The organism is Methylomarinum vadi (assembly GCF_000733935.1).
In the GTDB taxonomy this organism is placed as follows: domain Bacteria; phylum Pseudomonadota; class Gammaproteobacteria; order Methylococcales; family Methylomonadaceae; genus Methylomarinum; species Methylomarinum vadi.
Map to the genome: position 1 here is coordinate 2,747,041 of NZ_JPON01000001.1, position 13,646 is coordinate 2,760,686.

Genomic DNA, 13,646 nt, shown 5'->3' on the forward strand with positions numbered 1-13,646 from the left:
TTGCCGGGTTTGCGGGCGATAAAAGGGAACAATCCCTGCGTCTCTGACAAGACAGTCCAATGCAGGACGAGGCCTTTATTTTTCTTTGGGGTAAAACTTAAGTCGACTAATGGCCCGGGATTGCCCGCGTGTCGAAAGCGATAAGGCCAGCAGGGTAGCGGGTAATGAGATCCAGGGAGTATGTCGCGTATGCTGAGAAAAAATTTCACGTTCCGGAAATAAATGATAAAGCTTCCGATCTAAGTGTAGTCAAATCCTCCCAGGACTCAATTAATTCGTTCAGCCCCATGCCGAACAGGCTGTCGACGGCGGGAGGGAATTCCTCGACGATGGAATTGCCGGAATGGCCGAATTCCATTTTTTTACTGATTTGGTTGGCGGCGAACAGGCATTGCGTGAGCAAATGGTGAGGATTAGACGCGTGATGATGGTTGATGGCGTCGACCAACAACTGGTCGAAGGCCCATTTTTCCGCCAGCAAGGCGCCGGCTTGGCTGTGGTCCATTCCGATGCATTCAGATTCGCATCGATGCAGGGAAATCTGTTCTGCGGCGCTTTTTTGCAGCGCTTTCCTGAAGTCTTCCGCTTTGAACTCGGCAAACACCACTTTGCCGAAATCATGGAGCAGGCCGGCGACGAAAAAATCGCTGCAATCGGCTTGCGGCACGCCCTGTCTCTCGGCCAGTTTTTTGCAAATCGCCGCGGTGGTCAACGAATGCAGTAAAAACGCATGGGTATTGAAACCGGCCTTGTTTTTCGGATTGAGCACGCCGATGCTGGCCACGCTCAAGGCCAGATTTTTGATCGTGTTCATGCCGATATAGACCACCGCGCGCTGAATCGAGTTGATTTTTTTCGGCAGGCCGTAAAACGGCGAGTTGATCACCTTGAGGATCTTGACCGTCATGACCGGGTCGCTTTCGATGACCTCGACGATTTCCTTGCCGGAGGAATTGATGTCCGAAGTCAGCTGAATGATGCGCTGGACGCTGTTGGGGAAGGCCGGCATTTTTTCCACCAGCGCGATCAGTTCGTCGTTATCCATGGTGCTGTTATTAATGGGCTTCATCCCAGTTGTTTCCGGTACCGATATCGACCAGCAGCGGGACGTCCAATTGGGCGGCGGAACACATCAAGTCGCGGATGCGGTCGATACAATCGGACAGTTGGTTTTCCGCGACCTCGAACACCAATTCGTCGTGGACTTGCATGACCATTTTGCAATCCGTTTCGGACTGTTGCAGCCAGCGGTCGGTGGCGATCATGGCGCGTTTGATGATGTCGGCCGCAGTACCCTGCATCGGCGCATTGATCGCGGTGCGCTCGGCGTACTGCCGGCGCGCGGCGTTACGGGAATTGATTTCCGGTAAATACAGGCGGCGGCCGAACAGGGTTTCCACAAAGCCTTGTTGCTTGGCCTGCTCGCGAATCGTGTCCATGTAATGCTTGACGCCGGGATAGCGCTCGAAATACAGGTCGATATAGGATTGGGCCTGATTACGGCTCAGGCCCAATTGCTGGCCTAGGCCGAAGGCCGACATGCCGTAGATCAAGCCGAAATTGATGGCCTTGGCCGAACGCCTCAGGTCGGTCGTGACCTGGTCGATCTCGACGCCGAACACCTCCGCTGCGGTGGCGCTGTGGATGTCGATATTATGGGAAAAGGCATGCAACAGGCCTTTATCGCCGGAAAGATGCGCCATGATGCGCAGTTCGATCTGCGAATAGTCGGCCGCGACCATCTTGTACCCCGGCGGCGCGATGAAGGCCTGGCGGATCTTACGCCCTTCGGCGCTACGCACCGGAATGTTCTGCAGATTGGGGTCCGACGAGGATAGCCGGCCGGTGGCGGCGACCGCCTGATGGTAGGAGGTATGCACGCGGCCGGTCCTGGGATTGATCTGTTGCGGCAACTTGTCGGTATAGGTGGACTTTAGTTTGCTCATGCCGCGAAAATCGAGCAGCAGCTTGGGTAGGGGATAATCCGCCGCCAATTCCTGCAACACCGATTCGTTGGTGGACGGTTGGCCCTTGGGGGTTTTCTTCAGTACCGGCAATTGCAGTTTGTCGTAGAGGATTTCCTGGATTTGTTTCGGCGAACCGAGATTGAAGGATTGCCCGGCCAGTTCATGCGCATGCTGTTCGATCGCGGCGATATGGTTGGCCAGTTCCAGGCTTTGCTGCGCCAGCATTGCGTTGTCGATCAACACGCCGTTGCGCTCCATGCGCGACAACACCGGCACCAACGGTATTTCGACTTCGCGATACAGTTGTTCCAGACTGGGATGCTGGCGCAGTTTGGCACTCAAAGTTTGATGGAGGCGCAGTGTGATGTCGGCGTCTTCCGCGGCATACGGGGTGGCTTGTTCCAGGGCGACCTCCTGGAACGGAATCTGTTTGGCGCCCTTGCCGGCGACATCCTCGTAATGGATGGTTTCCAGGCCGAGATATTCTTTGGCCAGGTCGTCCATATTGTGCTTGGTCGCGGTACTGTTCCAAACGTACGATTCGAGCATGGTATCGTGTGCGATGCCGCGCAGCTCGATATCGTGATTGGCCAGTACATTGGCGTCGTACTTAAGATTCTGCCCCAACTTGGCCTTTTCGGGATTTTCCAGTAACGGTTTCAGGCGATTCAGCGTGTCCGTTCTGTCCAGTTGTTGCGGCACGTCGGGGTAATCGTGGGCCAGCGGCAAATAGGCCGCCTGCCCGGCTTCGACGGCGAAGGAAACGCCCACGATTTCGGCATTCGTGTAATTGAGGCTGGTGGTCTCGGTGTCGAAAGCAAACAGTTCGGCTTGCTCCAGTCTTTCCAGCCAGGCGGCAAACTGTTGCTTGGTCAGGATGGTTTGGTAATCGGTGCCGATGGCGGTCGGTTGCGCGTCTTCCATAGTGTTCCCCTCGGCCGACCCTTCCAGCATTTTCAGCCACGAGGAGAAGCCGAATGCCGCCAGTCGTTGTTTGAGTTCGGCGAGGTCCGGTTGAGTACATTTGAGGTCCTCGAGCCGATATGGCAGAGCAAGATCGCATTTGATTGTTGTTAATTCACGCGACAGCGGCAGTTGTTCGAGGCAGTTGCGCAGGTTATCGCCGATTTTGCCTTTGATCTTGTCGGCATTGGCTATCAGGTTGTCGAGCGTTCCGTATTCGTTAAGCCACTTGGCCGCAGTTTTCGGTCCGACCTTGGGGACGCCGGGAATATTGTCCACCGTGTCTCCCATCAGCGCCAAATAATCGATGATCTGATCCGGCCTGACGCCAAACTTCTCCACAACCCCGCGCTCGTCCAGCCGGGTTTCGGACATGGAGTTTTCCAGCGTGATATGTTCGCTGACCAGTTGCGCCATATCCTTATCGCCGGTGGAAATGATGACCTCGAAGCCGGCTTCCTCGGCTTTTCGGGCCAGCGCGCCGAGGACGTCATCCGCCTCGACGTCCGGTTCGATAATCAAGGGGAGGCCCATCGTCCGAATCAGGTTTTGCAGGGGTTCGATTTGCACTCTCAAATCGTCGGGCATGGGCGGACGATGCGCCTTGTACTCCGCATAAAGCTCGTGGCGGAAGTTTTTGCCGGGAGCGTCGAATACCACCGTGAAATAGTCTGTCCTGTGGTCCGCCTGCAATTTACGCAGCATATTGGAAACGCCGTAGATAGCATTGGTCGGCGTCCCATCGGGGCTGCTTAGCGGCGGGATTGCATGATAGGCGCGAAATAGAAAAGACGAGCCGTCGACCAGAACTAGGCATTTTGAATTTTGTTCGGACATACACTAAGAAAAAAGGCCTGCTTGTTAAATAAATTAGAAGAACAATAACCCTTGGCAGGATTTCGGGCAAGTCATCAATGGTGGATTCGTTTGGTTTCCATAATTAATGTCCGATCGATCGTTCGATTACCGAAATAATTCACAAAAAAAGCAAATGAGGTTGAAAATATAAAGAATGATAATAAACTCTAGTAACGGGCGTTATGAGTTGATAATGTCCGTTCCTAATTTTTAATTTGTTGTATTCTTGGAGTTATCATAATGAAATATCTACTCGTCATTTTAGCTTTTTGTTCGTTTAACGTGTTCGCCAAACCCGTCAATATCAATAGTGCGGACGCCAAGACTATTTCCGAATCATTGTCGGGTGTCGGCATGAAAAAAGCCGAAGCGATCGTGAAATTCAGAAAGGAAAAGGGGCCGTTCGCAACGGCGATGGATTTGGCCAAAGTGAAAGGAATTGGCGAGAAAACGATCGAAAAGAATAAAGGGGATATTCTGGTTTCGGATGTTTCGTCCGGCTCCAAAAAGCAAAAGGAAAAAACCCAATAAGGATATTGTCGACAATAACTTCCAGTATCAGGCCTATCGTTCCCGCACAGAAAACGGGAGCCCCATCGGGAAGTTGTTTTCAGCCAAATCCTAAACCAACGATACGAAAAGTGGAAGCCACGGTCGTCCGTGGCTTCTGTTTGTTTCAAGATTATTTTCTACCGTAATCGTCCTGGAAACGGACGATATCGTCCTCGCCCAGATAACTGCCCGATTGCACCTCAACCATTTCGAGGGGGATCACGCCCGGGTTTTCCAAACAATGGGTCACGCCGAGCGGGATGTAGGTGGACTCGTTTTCCGTCAGCAATAGCTGTTGATCGCCTTTGGTGACCTTGGCCGTTCCCTTGACCACGATCCAATGTTCCGCGCGATGGTGATGTTTTTGCAGCGACAGTTTGGCGCCGGGCTTGACCACGATACGCTTGGCCTGGAAACGTTCGCCGTTGTCGATTAAATGATAATAACCCCAAGGCCGGTAGACCTTGCTGTGAATATCGGCTTCGCTGCGTTTCGCTCCTTTCAACTGGTCGACGATTTTTTTCACATCTTGCACCCGATCCTTGGCGGCAATCATCACCGCATCGTCGGTTTCCACCACGATCAGGTTGTTGACACCGACCGTGGCGATCAGTTTGCTGCCGGAATGCAGAAAGGAATCCTCGGTGTCCAGGGTCATGACATCGCCATTGATCGCGTTGCCATGCTCGTCCTTAGGGGTGACGTCCCATAGCGCCGACCACGAGCCGACATCGTTCCAGTTCGCGTCAAGAGGGATGACGACGGCCTGTTCGGTTTTTTCCATCACCGCGTAATCGATGGAATCCGAGGGGCATTTCATAAAGGCCTCGCCATCCAGGCGGACGAAATCGATATCGCGCTGCGCGCCGGACAGCGCCTGTTTACACGCGGCCAGAATGTCCGGTTGAAACTTTTCCAATTCCTGTAGGTAACGGCCGGCGGTAAAGGCGAACATGCCGCTATTCCAATAATAGTCGCCGCTTTTAACATAGGCTTCAGCGGTCGGATAGTCGGGTTTTTCGACAAAGGCGGCCACGGCAAAACTGCCTTCGCCGTTGGCCTCTCCCGCCTTGATGTAACCGTAACCGGTTTCCGGTTCGGTCGGGACGATGCCGAATGTCACCAGGTTGCCTTGGCGTGCCAAGTCATTAGCCTTGGCAACGGCTTGCTGAAAAACGGGAACATTGGCGATGACATGGTCGGCCGGCAATACCAATAACACTTCGTCGGGAGAGTCGGCGGTCAATGCTGCTAGGGCCACCGCCGGCGCCGTATTTTTTCCCACCGGTTCCAGAATGATCGCGGCGGGCCGGGCACCGATCTCGCGTAATTGTTCCGCCATCATGAAGCGGTGGTTCTCATTGCATACTCCTAACGGCGATTTCATGTCCGCCAGTCCATGCAGTCTTAGTACGGTTTCCTGCAACATGGTGTTGTGAGAAACCAGCGGTAGAAATTGTTTCGGATGTTGGCTGCGGGACAAGGGCCACAAGCGGGTGCCGGAACCGCCGGATAAAATAACAGGAATCATATTGACATCGCTCCTTGTGATTGATGGGGGTCGTATATTTGTCGGACTTTGCTCGGCCACATCATACAGTTTTTCAAGGGCAGCCGCATGAAGTCCGTTAGCAATATTGGCGATAAGCTAGATGTTAGTTTACGATTGAAGCTTTGCAAGGTTATAGTCACCGCACTTCAAAATTCGGCACATTGATATCTTTTCCGTCCGGGAGAAGGTTGGATGAGGGCTCGTAAATAACGAATTTTGAAGTGCGAACAGTATAAAAAACAGGGAATATTATGAATATAGACGTTTTCAACGGCGATGCCGATGGAATCTGCGCATTGGTACAACTTCGCCTGGCCAGGCCGGCCGAATCCCGCTTGATTACCGGCGTAAAGAGGGATATCGAATTGCTCGCGCGGGTCGACGCGCAAGCAAACGATAAAGTGACGGTGTTGGACATATCGCTGGCAAAAAACAGGAGACATCTCGACAGGATTTTACAAGGCGGCGCAAAAGTATTTTACGTCGACCATCATCAACCCGGAGACATTCCTCAACACGAAGGCTTGACGACCCTCATCGATACCGATCCTTCAATCTGCACCAGCTTGCTGGTCAATAATTATCTGCAAGGCAGATATCAAGCCTGGGCGGTGGTGGCCGCCTTCGGCGATAACTTGAATGAAAGCGCAATGAAGTCTGCCGCCGAAATGGGGCTTTCTCAGCAAGAAACCGAACAATTGCGGGAACTGGGCGTTTGCATCAATTACAATGGTTACGGCGCCAGCATTGCCGATTTGCATATCGCCCCCGACCAGTTGTACCGTGAATTGAGCCCTTTCGCCACGCCGTTCGATTTCATGCGGGAGAATCGCGAGATCCATCGAAAACTGCTGGAAGGATATCGAGCCGATATGGCCGAAGCTTGCAACATCGAGCCGCGATACCAGACGGATCGCATTGCCGTGTATATCCTCCCCGACGAAAATTGGGCCAAACGCGTCAGCGGCGTTTTCGGCAACCATCTAGCCAATCAGAAACCGCAATGCGCGCATGCGGTATTAAGCCATAACCATCAGGGCGGTTTTCTGGTTAGCGTCAGGGCGCCGTTGACTAACAAGACCGGCGCCGATGAACTATGCTCTTCATTTGCAACCGGTGGCGGACGCAAAGCGGCTGCCGGCATCAACCATCTGCCGGAAACGGAGTTGGAGCGGTTTGTTCAGGCATTCGAAAATCAATATAAAGCAAGGGAACATAAACCATCATGACGAGGAAAAGCACAAATACCGTGTGGCACCATGCCACCGTGACCCGAAAGGACCGAGAAATACTGCATCAACATAAAAGCGCGGTGTTATGGTTTACCGGCCTGTCCGGTTCCGGCAAGTCGACGCTGGCGCATGCGGTGGAAGACCGCTTGCATAAAATGGGAGTGTCGACCTTCGTGCTCGATGGCGATAACGTGCGCCACGGCTTATGCAGCGACTTGGGATTTAGCGACGAAGACCGGGTTGAAAATATCCGCAGAATCGGAGAGCTGGCGAAATTGCTGTCCGAAGCGGGCGTCATCACGCTCACCGCCTTTATTTCGCCATTCAAGGAAGACCGCAACGGCGCGCGGAAGTTGATGCCGCACGGCGATTTCCTGGAAATTTATTGCGACTGCCCTCTCGAGATTTGCGAACAGCGCGACGTGAAGGGTCTGTATAAAAAAGCCCGCGCCGGCGAAATTCCAAGCTTCACCGGCATCGATTCCCCTTACGAGGCCCCGGAAAGACCGGAATTGGTCGTTAAGACGGGCGAAAAATCGTTGGATCAATGCGTCGATGAGGTGGTCCAGTTGATGGTGTCGCGGGGTATTGTCAACAAGGTTTGCGTTAATCCCGGCACGTAGCAATGCCGCCTTGAGCCTGAATTTCTTCACCATCGGAAGGTTGTCGCAAAAACCAAAATGTAGGTTAGGTTAGCGCAGCGTAACCTAACAAAAATTAAAATGTTAGGTGTCATCATGTTCGGCTGAACCTACCTTTTGCGATACCCTCATCGGGAAGGCGTCGTAAAAGCTCCCTCTCCTCGCGGGAGAGGGTCGGGGAGAGGGGGATAAAAAGTTGCTACCAATTGTTTTTTATAAGCCCCCATCCTAACCTTCTCCCGCAGGAGGCTGTCGTAAAAGCCCCCCAACCAGCTACATACGGTAAAATAACCCTATCCAAACCTATTAGAAATAGATCAATGGCAGCCGAAGTAAACATTAGACCCGTCAGGACATTGTATAGCGCCAAGCAATATTCGCTATTCGATGAATGCGAGGTTGAACCGTTACCTGAGTTGATCGCTCAATCGATCTCGAGCGAACCGATGGCCCATTTTGAAGCGCCCGACCCGCGCGGCTTATCGATCAACGGTAAACCGCTCGGCGAACATCTGGAGCACGCCGGCTTAACCATCCCGTTGAAATTGCGCCCCTTCCTGCAATCGCTATCCTTCGCCGAGTTCGAAGCCCGTTATCGGCCCGGCGGGCGTCCGCCGTATGCGCCACGTGCGATGGTGGGGATTATTCTCTACGGCCTGTTACAAGGCATCAGCAGCCTGCGCGACTTGGAGCGTTTAGCTCGAGCCGATGTGGGGTGTTGGTGGCTAAGTGGCGGTATCATGCCGGATCACTCAGTCATTGGCCGTTTCGTCCATCAGCATGCCGAATCATTGACGACCGAATTTTTCGATCAACTGGCGCGTCGTACTTTGAAAGTCACAGGCTCAGGCACGACGACGTTGGCGGGCGACGGTACCGTGATCGAAGCCATGTCCTCCCGGTTTCAATTGATGAAGGAAGAAGCGCTCAAGCAAGCCTTGGCGCAAGCGCAGGAAGCCGCGCAAGCCAAACCCGACGATGCAGCGGCAAGCAAGCGGTTGAACCTATTGGAACAAGCCCAAGCCGAGCTAAAGTCTCGCCAGCAAAAACAAGCCGCCAAAGGCAAAGATCCGGCCAAGACCCAAGTACAAAGCAACGAGCCGGAGGCGGTATTACAGCCGCAAAAGAACTCCAAAGACTTTCGCGGCAGTTATAAACCGTCGGTATTGGCGAACGACAATCGAGTGATCGTGGCTTGCGACGTTCATCCTTCCAGCGAAACCGAGGTGGTGCCGGGCTTACTGGATCGCGCCCAAGCTATGGGAGGCGTCGAAACAGCTCTGTTCGATGCTGGCTATTTCAGCAATGGCGTCTTGGATACTGCTGAGCAACACAACATCGAATTGCTTTGTCCGGAAGGCCAAAGTGAAGGAGACGATTGGAACAAACAATCCAACAAACAAATCCCCAAAAGCCGCTTTATTTATCAGGCCGACGACGACACCTATCGCTGTCCGGGGCAACAACGCTTGACTCGCCGTCACACCTGCAAAGGCGGTAAAAGTGGCCGCGCTTATACCGTCTACGCCTGCGATGCCTGTTCAGACTGCCCGCTGAAATCCCAATGCACGCGTAGCGAGAGTGGTCGCACCCTCAAACGCTATGACAGCGATACACAAAAAGAAGCCCTGCGCCTGAAAATGGACCAGCCCGAACCTCGGCAACGCTATCGACAGCGGCAGGCCATGGTGGAGCCCGTCTTCAGTCAGCTACGCGGTCGCCAAGGTTTGAATCGCTTTCGCCGTAAAGGTTTGGCGGGTGTCAAAGTAGAGTTCGCCTTGCACGCCATGGCTTACAATCTGAGCCGCGCCTTAGTGGCAGCTCTTTTTCGTGCTTTATATCATTGGCTTAGCCGGTTTATGAGCTCGTTTGACCGAATGGTCGACATTTGGCTGAGTTACACTACTGACTTGCCAACTTCGCCGACCGTGGAAAATACGGCCGGTTTCCAGTGGTAAATCAAAGAAATTGGGGTTTTACGACGCCCTCCGCAGGGAGAAGGAACGGTTTTGACTTTTACGACACCCTCTTCAGAGAGAAGGATGAGGGTGAAATAACGAATTTCAGTGCTAAGGATTTCGCTAAAAACAACTTCCCGATATGGTTCCCATGCTCCGCGTGGGAACCCGGCCAGGGACGCTCCAGCGTCCCGAACCGCACAGCGGTTCAGACTTCATCCCAGGCAGAGCGCGGGAACGATGGGGGCCTGGAAGTTATTTAAGACCGTATCCTGACAATATATTTGAATCATTGAGCAGCAGATTCTCAAACAATGAAAAATATGCCTAACGATAACGCAATGTCCCACCAGGATAACGACAAGATCGAACCATTGCGCGCTCTATGCCAAGCAAACGTCCAATTGGAAATCGCCGTGCTGATCGGCAGCCGCGCGACTGGAAGCAGTCATGAAGGCAGCGATTGGGACATCGCCATTCAATGGCACAGAGAAATTGCGTCGGAACAACAATTAGGCCTGACGGAGCGGTTGCGGCACCAGATTGCACAGTTATTGAAAGTCGACGATAGTCGGATCGACTTGATAGACATGCCAAGCGCTCGGTTGGCGATGCGTGCCGTGATTGCCGAGGAAGGAGTTTCGCTTAAAACGGATACGCTGGCATGGCACCATTTTCTCACTCGCACCTGGGCGGAGCTGGAGCATCTAGAATGGGAACGCCAACATGCGGCTTGACCTGTATCAGCAAGAAACGGCAGCTATCGCTGCTTATCAAGGCGGGTTATTGAATGACGCGGCGCAAAAACTGGGCGCCGGTCAATCGTTGACTCCCTTGGAACAGAATGGCGTGTTGCATGCCTTACAACTTTTGATTGAAAACGCCATCGGTAAAGGAAAACATCTGTTAAAAGCCTCTAAACAGCCGGTGCCGGTCTCCGCTTACGATACTTTTCTTTTGTTGTCGCAAAACCGCTTCATCGCAGCATCCGAGGTTCAAGAGTGGCACAATGCCATAGGCCTGCGTAATAAAATCGTGCATGATTATATGAACATCAAGATGGATATCGTTTTGAAACTGGTCAGCCAACAGCACTACCGGTTCATCGTGGACTTTCTTCAAGAGCCTATTCCTCCTCAACTTAATTCTTGAGCATAGCGATCCAGGCAAAACTGTCAGTTTTCTTTACAAATTTTTGATTATCCATTACAGTGCGTTCAATTTGTGAACGGTCAGGTATAAGTTGCTGGTATCGAAAGTATAATGGGCTGTTGTTTTTACCCAAGGCTAAATTTGTGTAGGGTTTATCGAGTTAGCGTTGAAGGATACGGATTTAAAGTTTTGGCATGTTTGGAAATACCAGGATTCTGCTTAATTGTCTATCGTTAACGCAGCTTTCGGGATAATATTTTTAAGTATCAGATAATTAAAGAAAAATAGATTTTATGGCACTGCAAATATAAGGTTAAGTCATAAATAACAGTCCATCGATGCTGACAGACGAATATCGCTACATAATATTAAAACTGGTCGAAGCTAAACCGGACATCAGCCAACGCGAGCTTGCCCGCGAACTCGGTATCAGCCTCGGTAAAACCAATTTCTGTCTTAAGGCATTGATGGAAAAAGGTTTGCTCAAGGCCAGTAACTTTCGCAATAACAAGAATAAGCTGGTCTATATATACATATTGACACCGAAAGGTTTAGAAGAAAAAGCCAATGTAACAATCCGTTTTCTTCAGCGGAAAGTGCAGGAATACGAAAAGCTACAGCTGGAAATCGAACAATTGAAAATTGAAATCGAAGCGGAGCAAGGTGCGTAATGTCTATCGCTACTCCAGGGAGCTGGGGTTATAAAGACCAAAACTTTGTAGCCTGATAACTATATTGATCTTAAGCATGAATGATATGGCCGCTAACCTTATAGAACTAGCGCAACAAGATAGGTGCATTACCGCGCTATGGCTGTATGGTTCAAGAGCCTTGGGAAACGAACATGCGGAAAGCGACTACGACCTGGCGGTCTTGTTCGCCGATTGGTGTGCAAATGCGCTAGAGCGGCGTTTGAGGCCGGAAGAACTGGCGCTTGAATGGCAACAACAATGCGGTTTGCCGGACGATAAGCTGTCAATCGTCGATATTGGCAGTTGTTCGATACCGCTTGCCTGGAGCGTCTTGACTCAAGGTAAATTATTGGTGGATAAGCAACCTGACAAACGCATGAAAGCCGAAGCGCGAATCTATTCGATGTGGGAAATTGATTATGTGCATGATCAGAAGTTGGCATAGATGAACGGTTCGATTTCAGAAAGTTACCTTTATTCGCTTAAGCAGCACGCCGACGATTGTGAAGCCAACCTAAAACTCCTGGCAAAGCAATATCAACAAGGGCCGCTTAGCCGCATTCAGCTACTGGCCGCCGAACGAATACTTCAAGTTTTGCTGGAAGCTACAATTGGTGCGGCAAAACATTGGGCGAAAAAGGTCACGGGCCATCCCAGCAATGAGGCGATGAAAGCGTTCAATGTGTTGCTGCAAGCGGGATTGATTAGTGACGATATTCCTTGGCGCAAACTGGTTGGGTTGCGAAATACGTTGGTACATGATTATCTCGATGTCGATCCGGAAATCGTTAAGTCCGTTATTACAGAAAGATACTATCTGCAAGCGCTCGATTTTATAAAGCAGGCAATTGAAGCATTAAGCGCGGGTGAGGAACAGTAAAATTGGACCGGGATGTAATACTGTTTAGTTTTGATCGTTGGGGTTGAGCGTATCGGCTGCACTTTTTATTGTTAACAGGCTGAAATATAAATTGATAGCCGAAAATGTCGACATGTTTTTAGCAACACTTATTTCAACATCTATAATGGCTTGCGTATCATTTTCAGTATCTATGAAGAATCATTGATCTATGGACTTTAAACAACTGAAAACTCGGATAATTGAGTTAGCGCAAGCAAACGACAATATCGAATTGCTTTGGTTATATGGGTCGCAGGCAAAAGGAAACGCACATGAAAAAAGCGATATCGATTTAGCCGTAGCGTTTAAAACCTGGGAGCCCGATATCGTTGAACGCAGGCTCAGGCCTGAACTGCTCGCTTTGGACTGGCAAAATACATTAAACCTGTCCGAGGGACAATTAAGTGTTCTAGACATCAACAATACATCTATCCCCATTGCGATGGCGGTGTTGCAAAGCGGTGAATTATTATTGAGTAAAAATAAATCCCGGCAACTGCAAGAACAACAGCGCATCATGTCGAAATGGGAAATAGACTACTTATACCATTACCAACGTCAGCAGGCCATGAATGGATGATACCTATATTTTCTCGATGCGAGAGCATCTGGCCGAGTTACAAAGCGAGCTGCAAGGTTTGACTGATATTATCAACCAGCGCGATTTGAATCGATATGAATATCGGGCCGCGGAACGGACTTTACAGGTGTTAGTAGAAGTCTGCATCGGCATTGCAAAACACTGGAATTATGCCTTGTTTAAAACAGCGCCGGCCGATGCTTATTCCGCTTTTGCAAAGCTTTCCCAGCAAGGTATAGAGTGTGTTAACGAAATCGAATGGCGCAAAATTATCGGCATGAGAAATGCTCTCGTGCACGATTACCTGAATATCGAACCGGAAATCATCAAAGCGGTAATAAAAAATAGAGCATATAACGCGCTGTTTGAGTTTGCGGCTAAGGGCTTAAATGAATTGCAAGGGATGTGAAAACCTGCAACCAGCGGGCTACTTAGCTTGCGAAGTTGTTACATTAAAATGCTTAATTGCAAGACATGACACTGTTTTCCTAGATTTCGAAATGAGGATACATGCTGTCAAGAAAATCAAGATTACAAGGAGAGCAGTTTTAAGCTTAAAAGAGTGATAGCTGTAAAATTATCGCCAAAATACTGTAAT

At 50.8% G+C, this 13,646-nt stretch carries 14 protein-coding genes; 11 read left to right on the plus strand and 3 right to left on the minus strand.

What is annotated here, in order from left to right; all coding sequences use genetic code 11:
• Window positions 1–205 precede the first annotated feature (205 nt).
• Together EP25_RS0113655 and polA are read right to left on the minus strand one after the other, a co-directional pair.
• On the minus strand, window positions 206–1,069 hold the full coding sequence (locus tag EP25_RS0113655) for an HDOD domain-containing protein (RefSeq protein ID WP_031434408.1): 864 nt from the start codon (window positions 1,067–1,069) through the stop codon (window positions 206–208).
• Entirely contained in the window at window positions 1,056–3,767 is a 2,712-nt protein-coding gene (gene polA, locus EP25_RS0113660) for a DNA polymerase I (protein WP_031434409.1), read from the minus strand. Before polA ends, EP25_RS0113655 begins: the two co-directional genes overlap by 14 nt.
• A gap of 261 nt (window positions 3,768–4,028) precedes the next feature.
• Here polA and EP25_RS0113665 point away from each other — a divergent pair, with 261 nt between their 5' ends.
• On the plus strand, window positions 4,029–4,319 hold the full coding sequence (locus tag EP25_RS0113665; protein WP_031434410.1) for a ComEA family DNA-binding protein: 291 nt from the start codon (window positions 4,029–4,031) through the stop codon (window positions 4,317–4,319).
• A 151-nt stretch (window positions 4,320–4,470) separates the two neighbouring features.
• On the opposite strand, the gene EP25_RS0113670 is transcribed toward EP25_RS0113665, so the two are convergent.
• A complete protein-coding gene (locus EP25_RS0113670; protein WP_031434411.1) occupies window positions 4,471–5,871 on the minus strand; it encodes a mannose-1-phosphate guanylyltransferase/mannose-6-phosphate isomerase in 1,401 nt (466 codons plus the stop codon).
• A gap of 272 nt (window positions 5,872–6,143) precedes the next feature.
• Here EP25_RS0113670 and EP25_RS0113675 point away from each other — a divergent pair, with 272 nt between their 5' ends.
• From EP25_RS0113675 to hepT (EP25_RS0113725), 10 genes are all read left to right on the plus strand, one after another.
• Window positions 6,144–7,121 carry an acetyltransferase gene (locus EP25_RS0113675; protein ID WP_031434412.1) on the plus strand — a complete coding sequence of 326 codons (978 nt, stop codon included), beginning with the start codon at window positions 6,144–6,146 and terminating at the stop codon, window positions 7,119–7,121.
• On the plus strand, window positions 7,118–7,747 hold the full coding sequence (cysC, locus tag EP25_RS0113680) for an adenylyl-sulfate kinase (protein ID WP_031434413.1): 630 nt from the start codon (window positions 7,118–7,120) through the stop codon (window positions 7,745–7,747). Before EP25_RS0113675 ends, cysC begins: the two co-directional genes overlap by 4 nt.
• A gap of 338 nt (window positions 7,748–8,085) precedes the next feature.
• Entirely contained in the window at window positions 8,086–9,723 is a 1,638-nt protein-coding gene (locus EP25_RS0113685) for an IS1182 family transposase (protein ID WP_051906340.1), read from the plus strand.
• 314 nt (window positions 9,724–10,037) lie between these two features.
• Entirely contained in the window at window positions 10,038–10,460 is a 423-nt protein-coding gene (gene mntA / locus EP25_RS0113695; protein WP_200875034.1) for a type VII toxin-antitoxin system MntA family adenylyltransferase antitoxin, read from the plus strand.
• A 49-nt stretch (window positions 10,461–10,509) separates the two neighbouring features.
• Window positions 10,510–10,875: a type VII toxin-antitoxin system HepT family RNase toxin gene (gene hepT, locus EP25_RS0113700; RefSeq protein WP_200875035.1), complete on the plus strand. Its 366-nt coding sequence runs from the start codon at window positions 10,510–10,512 to the stop codon at window positions 10,873–10,875.
• Between the two features lie 338 nt (window positions 10,876–11,213).
• A complete protein-coding gene (locus EP25_RS0113705; protein WP_031434417.1) occupies window positions 11,214–11,546 on the plus strand; it encodes a MarR family EPS-associated transcriptional regulator in 333 nt (110 codons plus the stop codon).
• Between the two features lie 85 nt (window positions 11,547–11,631).
• Window positions 11,632–12,012 carry a type VII toxin-antitoxin system MntA family adenylyltransferase antitoxin gene (mntA, locus tag EP25_RS0113710; RefSeq protein WP_235185908.1) on the plus strand — a complete coding sequence of 127 codons (381 nt, stop codon included), beginning with the start codon at window positions 11,632–11,634 and terminating at the stop codon, window positions 12,010–12,012.
• Entirely contained in the window at window positions 12,013–12,447 is a 435-nt protein-coding gene (gene hepT / locus EP25_RS0113715) for a type VII toxin-antitoxin system HepT family RNase toxin (RefSeq protein ID WP_031434419.1), read from the plus strand.
• A gap of 190 nt (window positions 12,448–12,637) precedes the next feature.
• Window positions 12,638–13,048: a type VII toxin-antitoxin system MntA family adenylyltransferase antitoxin gene (gene mntA, locus EP25_RS0113720; RefSeq protein WP_031434420.1), complete on the plus strand. Its 411-nt coding sequence runs from the start codon at window positions 12,638–12,640 to the stop codon at window positions 13,046–13,048.
• 16 nt (window positions 13,049–13,064) lie between these two features.
• Window positions 13,065–13,457, plus strand: a complete 393-nt coding sequence (gene hepT, locus EP25_RS0113725) for a type VII toxin-antitoxin system HepT family RNase toxin (RefSeq protein ID WP_327036949.1) — start codon at window positions 13,065–13,067, stop codon at window positions 13,455–13,457.
• Window positions 13,458–13,646: the final 189 nt, after the last annotated feature.

Excerpts from the sequence above, each read along its gene's own strand:
- EP25_RS0113655 (WP_031434408.1), bottom strand. The coding sequence starts at position 1,069 with ATGAAGCCCATTAATAACAGCACCATGGATAACGACGAACTGATCGCG.
- polA (WP_031434409.1), bottom strand. The coding sequence starts at position 3,767 with ATGTCCGAACAAAATTCAAAATGCCTAGTTCTGGTCGACGGCTCGTCT.
- EP25_RS0113665 (WP_031434410.1), top strand. The coding sequence starts at position 4,029 with ATGAAATATCTACTCGTCATTTTAGCTTTTTGTTCGTTTAACGTGTTC.
- EP25_RS0113670 (WP_031434411.1), bottom strand. The coding sequence starts at position 5,871 with ATGATTCCTGTTATTTTATCCGGCGGTTCCGGCACCCGCTTGTGGCCC.
- EP25_RS0113675 (WP_031434412.1), top strand. The coding sequence starts at position 6,144 with ATGAATATAGACGTTTTCAACGGCGATGCCGATGGAATCTGCGCATTG.
- cysC (WP_031434413.1), top strand. The coding sequence starts at position 7,118 with ATGACGAGGAAAAGCACAAATACCGTGTGGCACCATGCCACCGTGACC.
- EP25_RS0113685 (WP_051906340.1), top strand. The coding sequence starts at position 8,086 with ATGGCAGCCGAAGTAAACATTAGACCCGTCAGGACATTGTATAGCGCC.
- mntA (WP_200875034.1), top strand. The coding sequence starts at position 10,038 with ATGAAAAATATGCCTAACGATAACGCAATGTCCCACCAGGATAACGAC.
- EP25_RS0113705 (WP_031434417.1), top strand. The coding sequence starts at position 11,214 with ATGCTGACAGACGAATATCGCTACATAATATTAAAACTGGTCGAAGCT.
- mntA (WP_235185908.1), top strand. The coding sequence starts at position 11,632 with ATGGCCGCTAACCTTATAGAACTAGCGCAACAAGATAGGTGCATTACC.
- hepT (WP_031434419.1), top strand. The coding sequence starts at position 12,013 with ATGAACGGTTCGATTTCAGAAAGTTACCTTTATTCGCTTAAGCAGCAC.
- mntA (WP_031434420.1), top strand. The coding sequence starts at position 12,638 with ATGGACTTTAAACAACTGAAAACTCGGATAATTGAGTTAGCGCAAGCA.
- hepT (WP_327036949.1), top strand. The coding sequence starts at position 13,065 with ATGCGAGAGCATCTGGCCGAGTTACAAAGCGAGCTGCAAGGTTTGACT.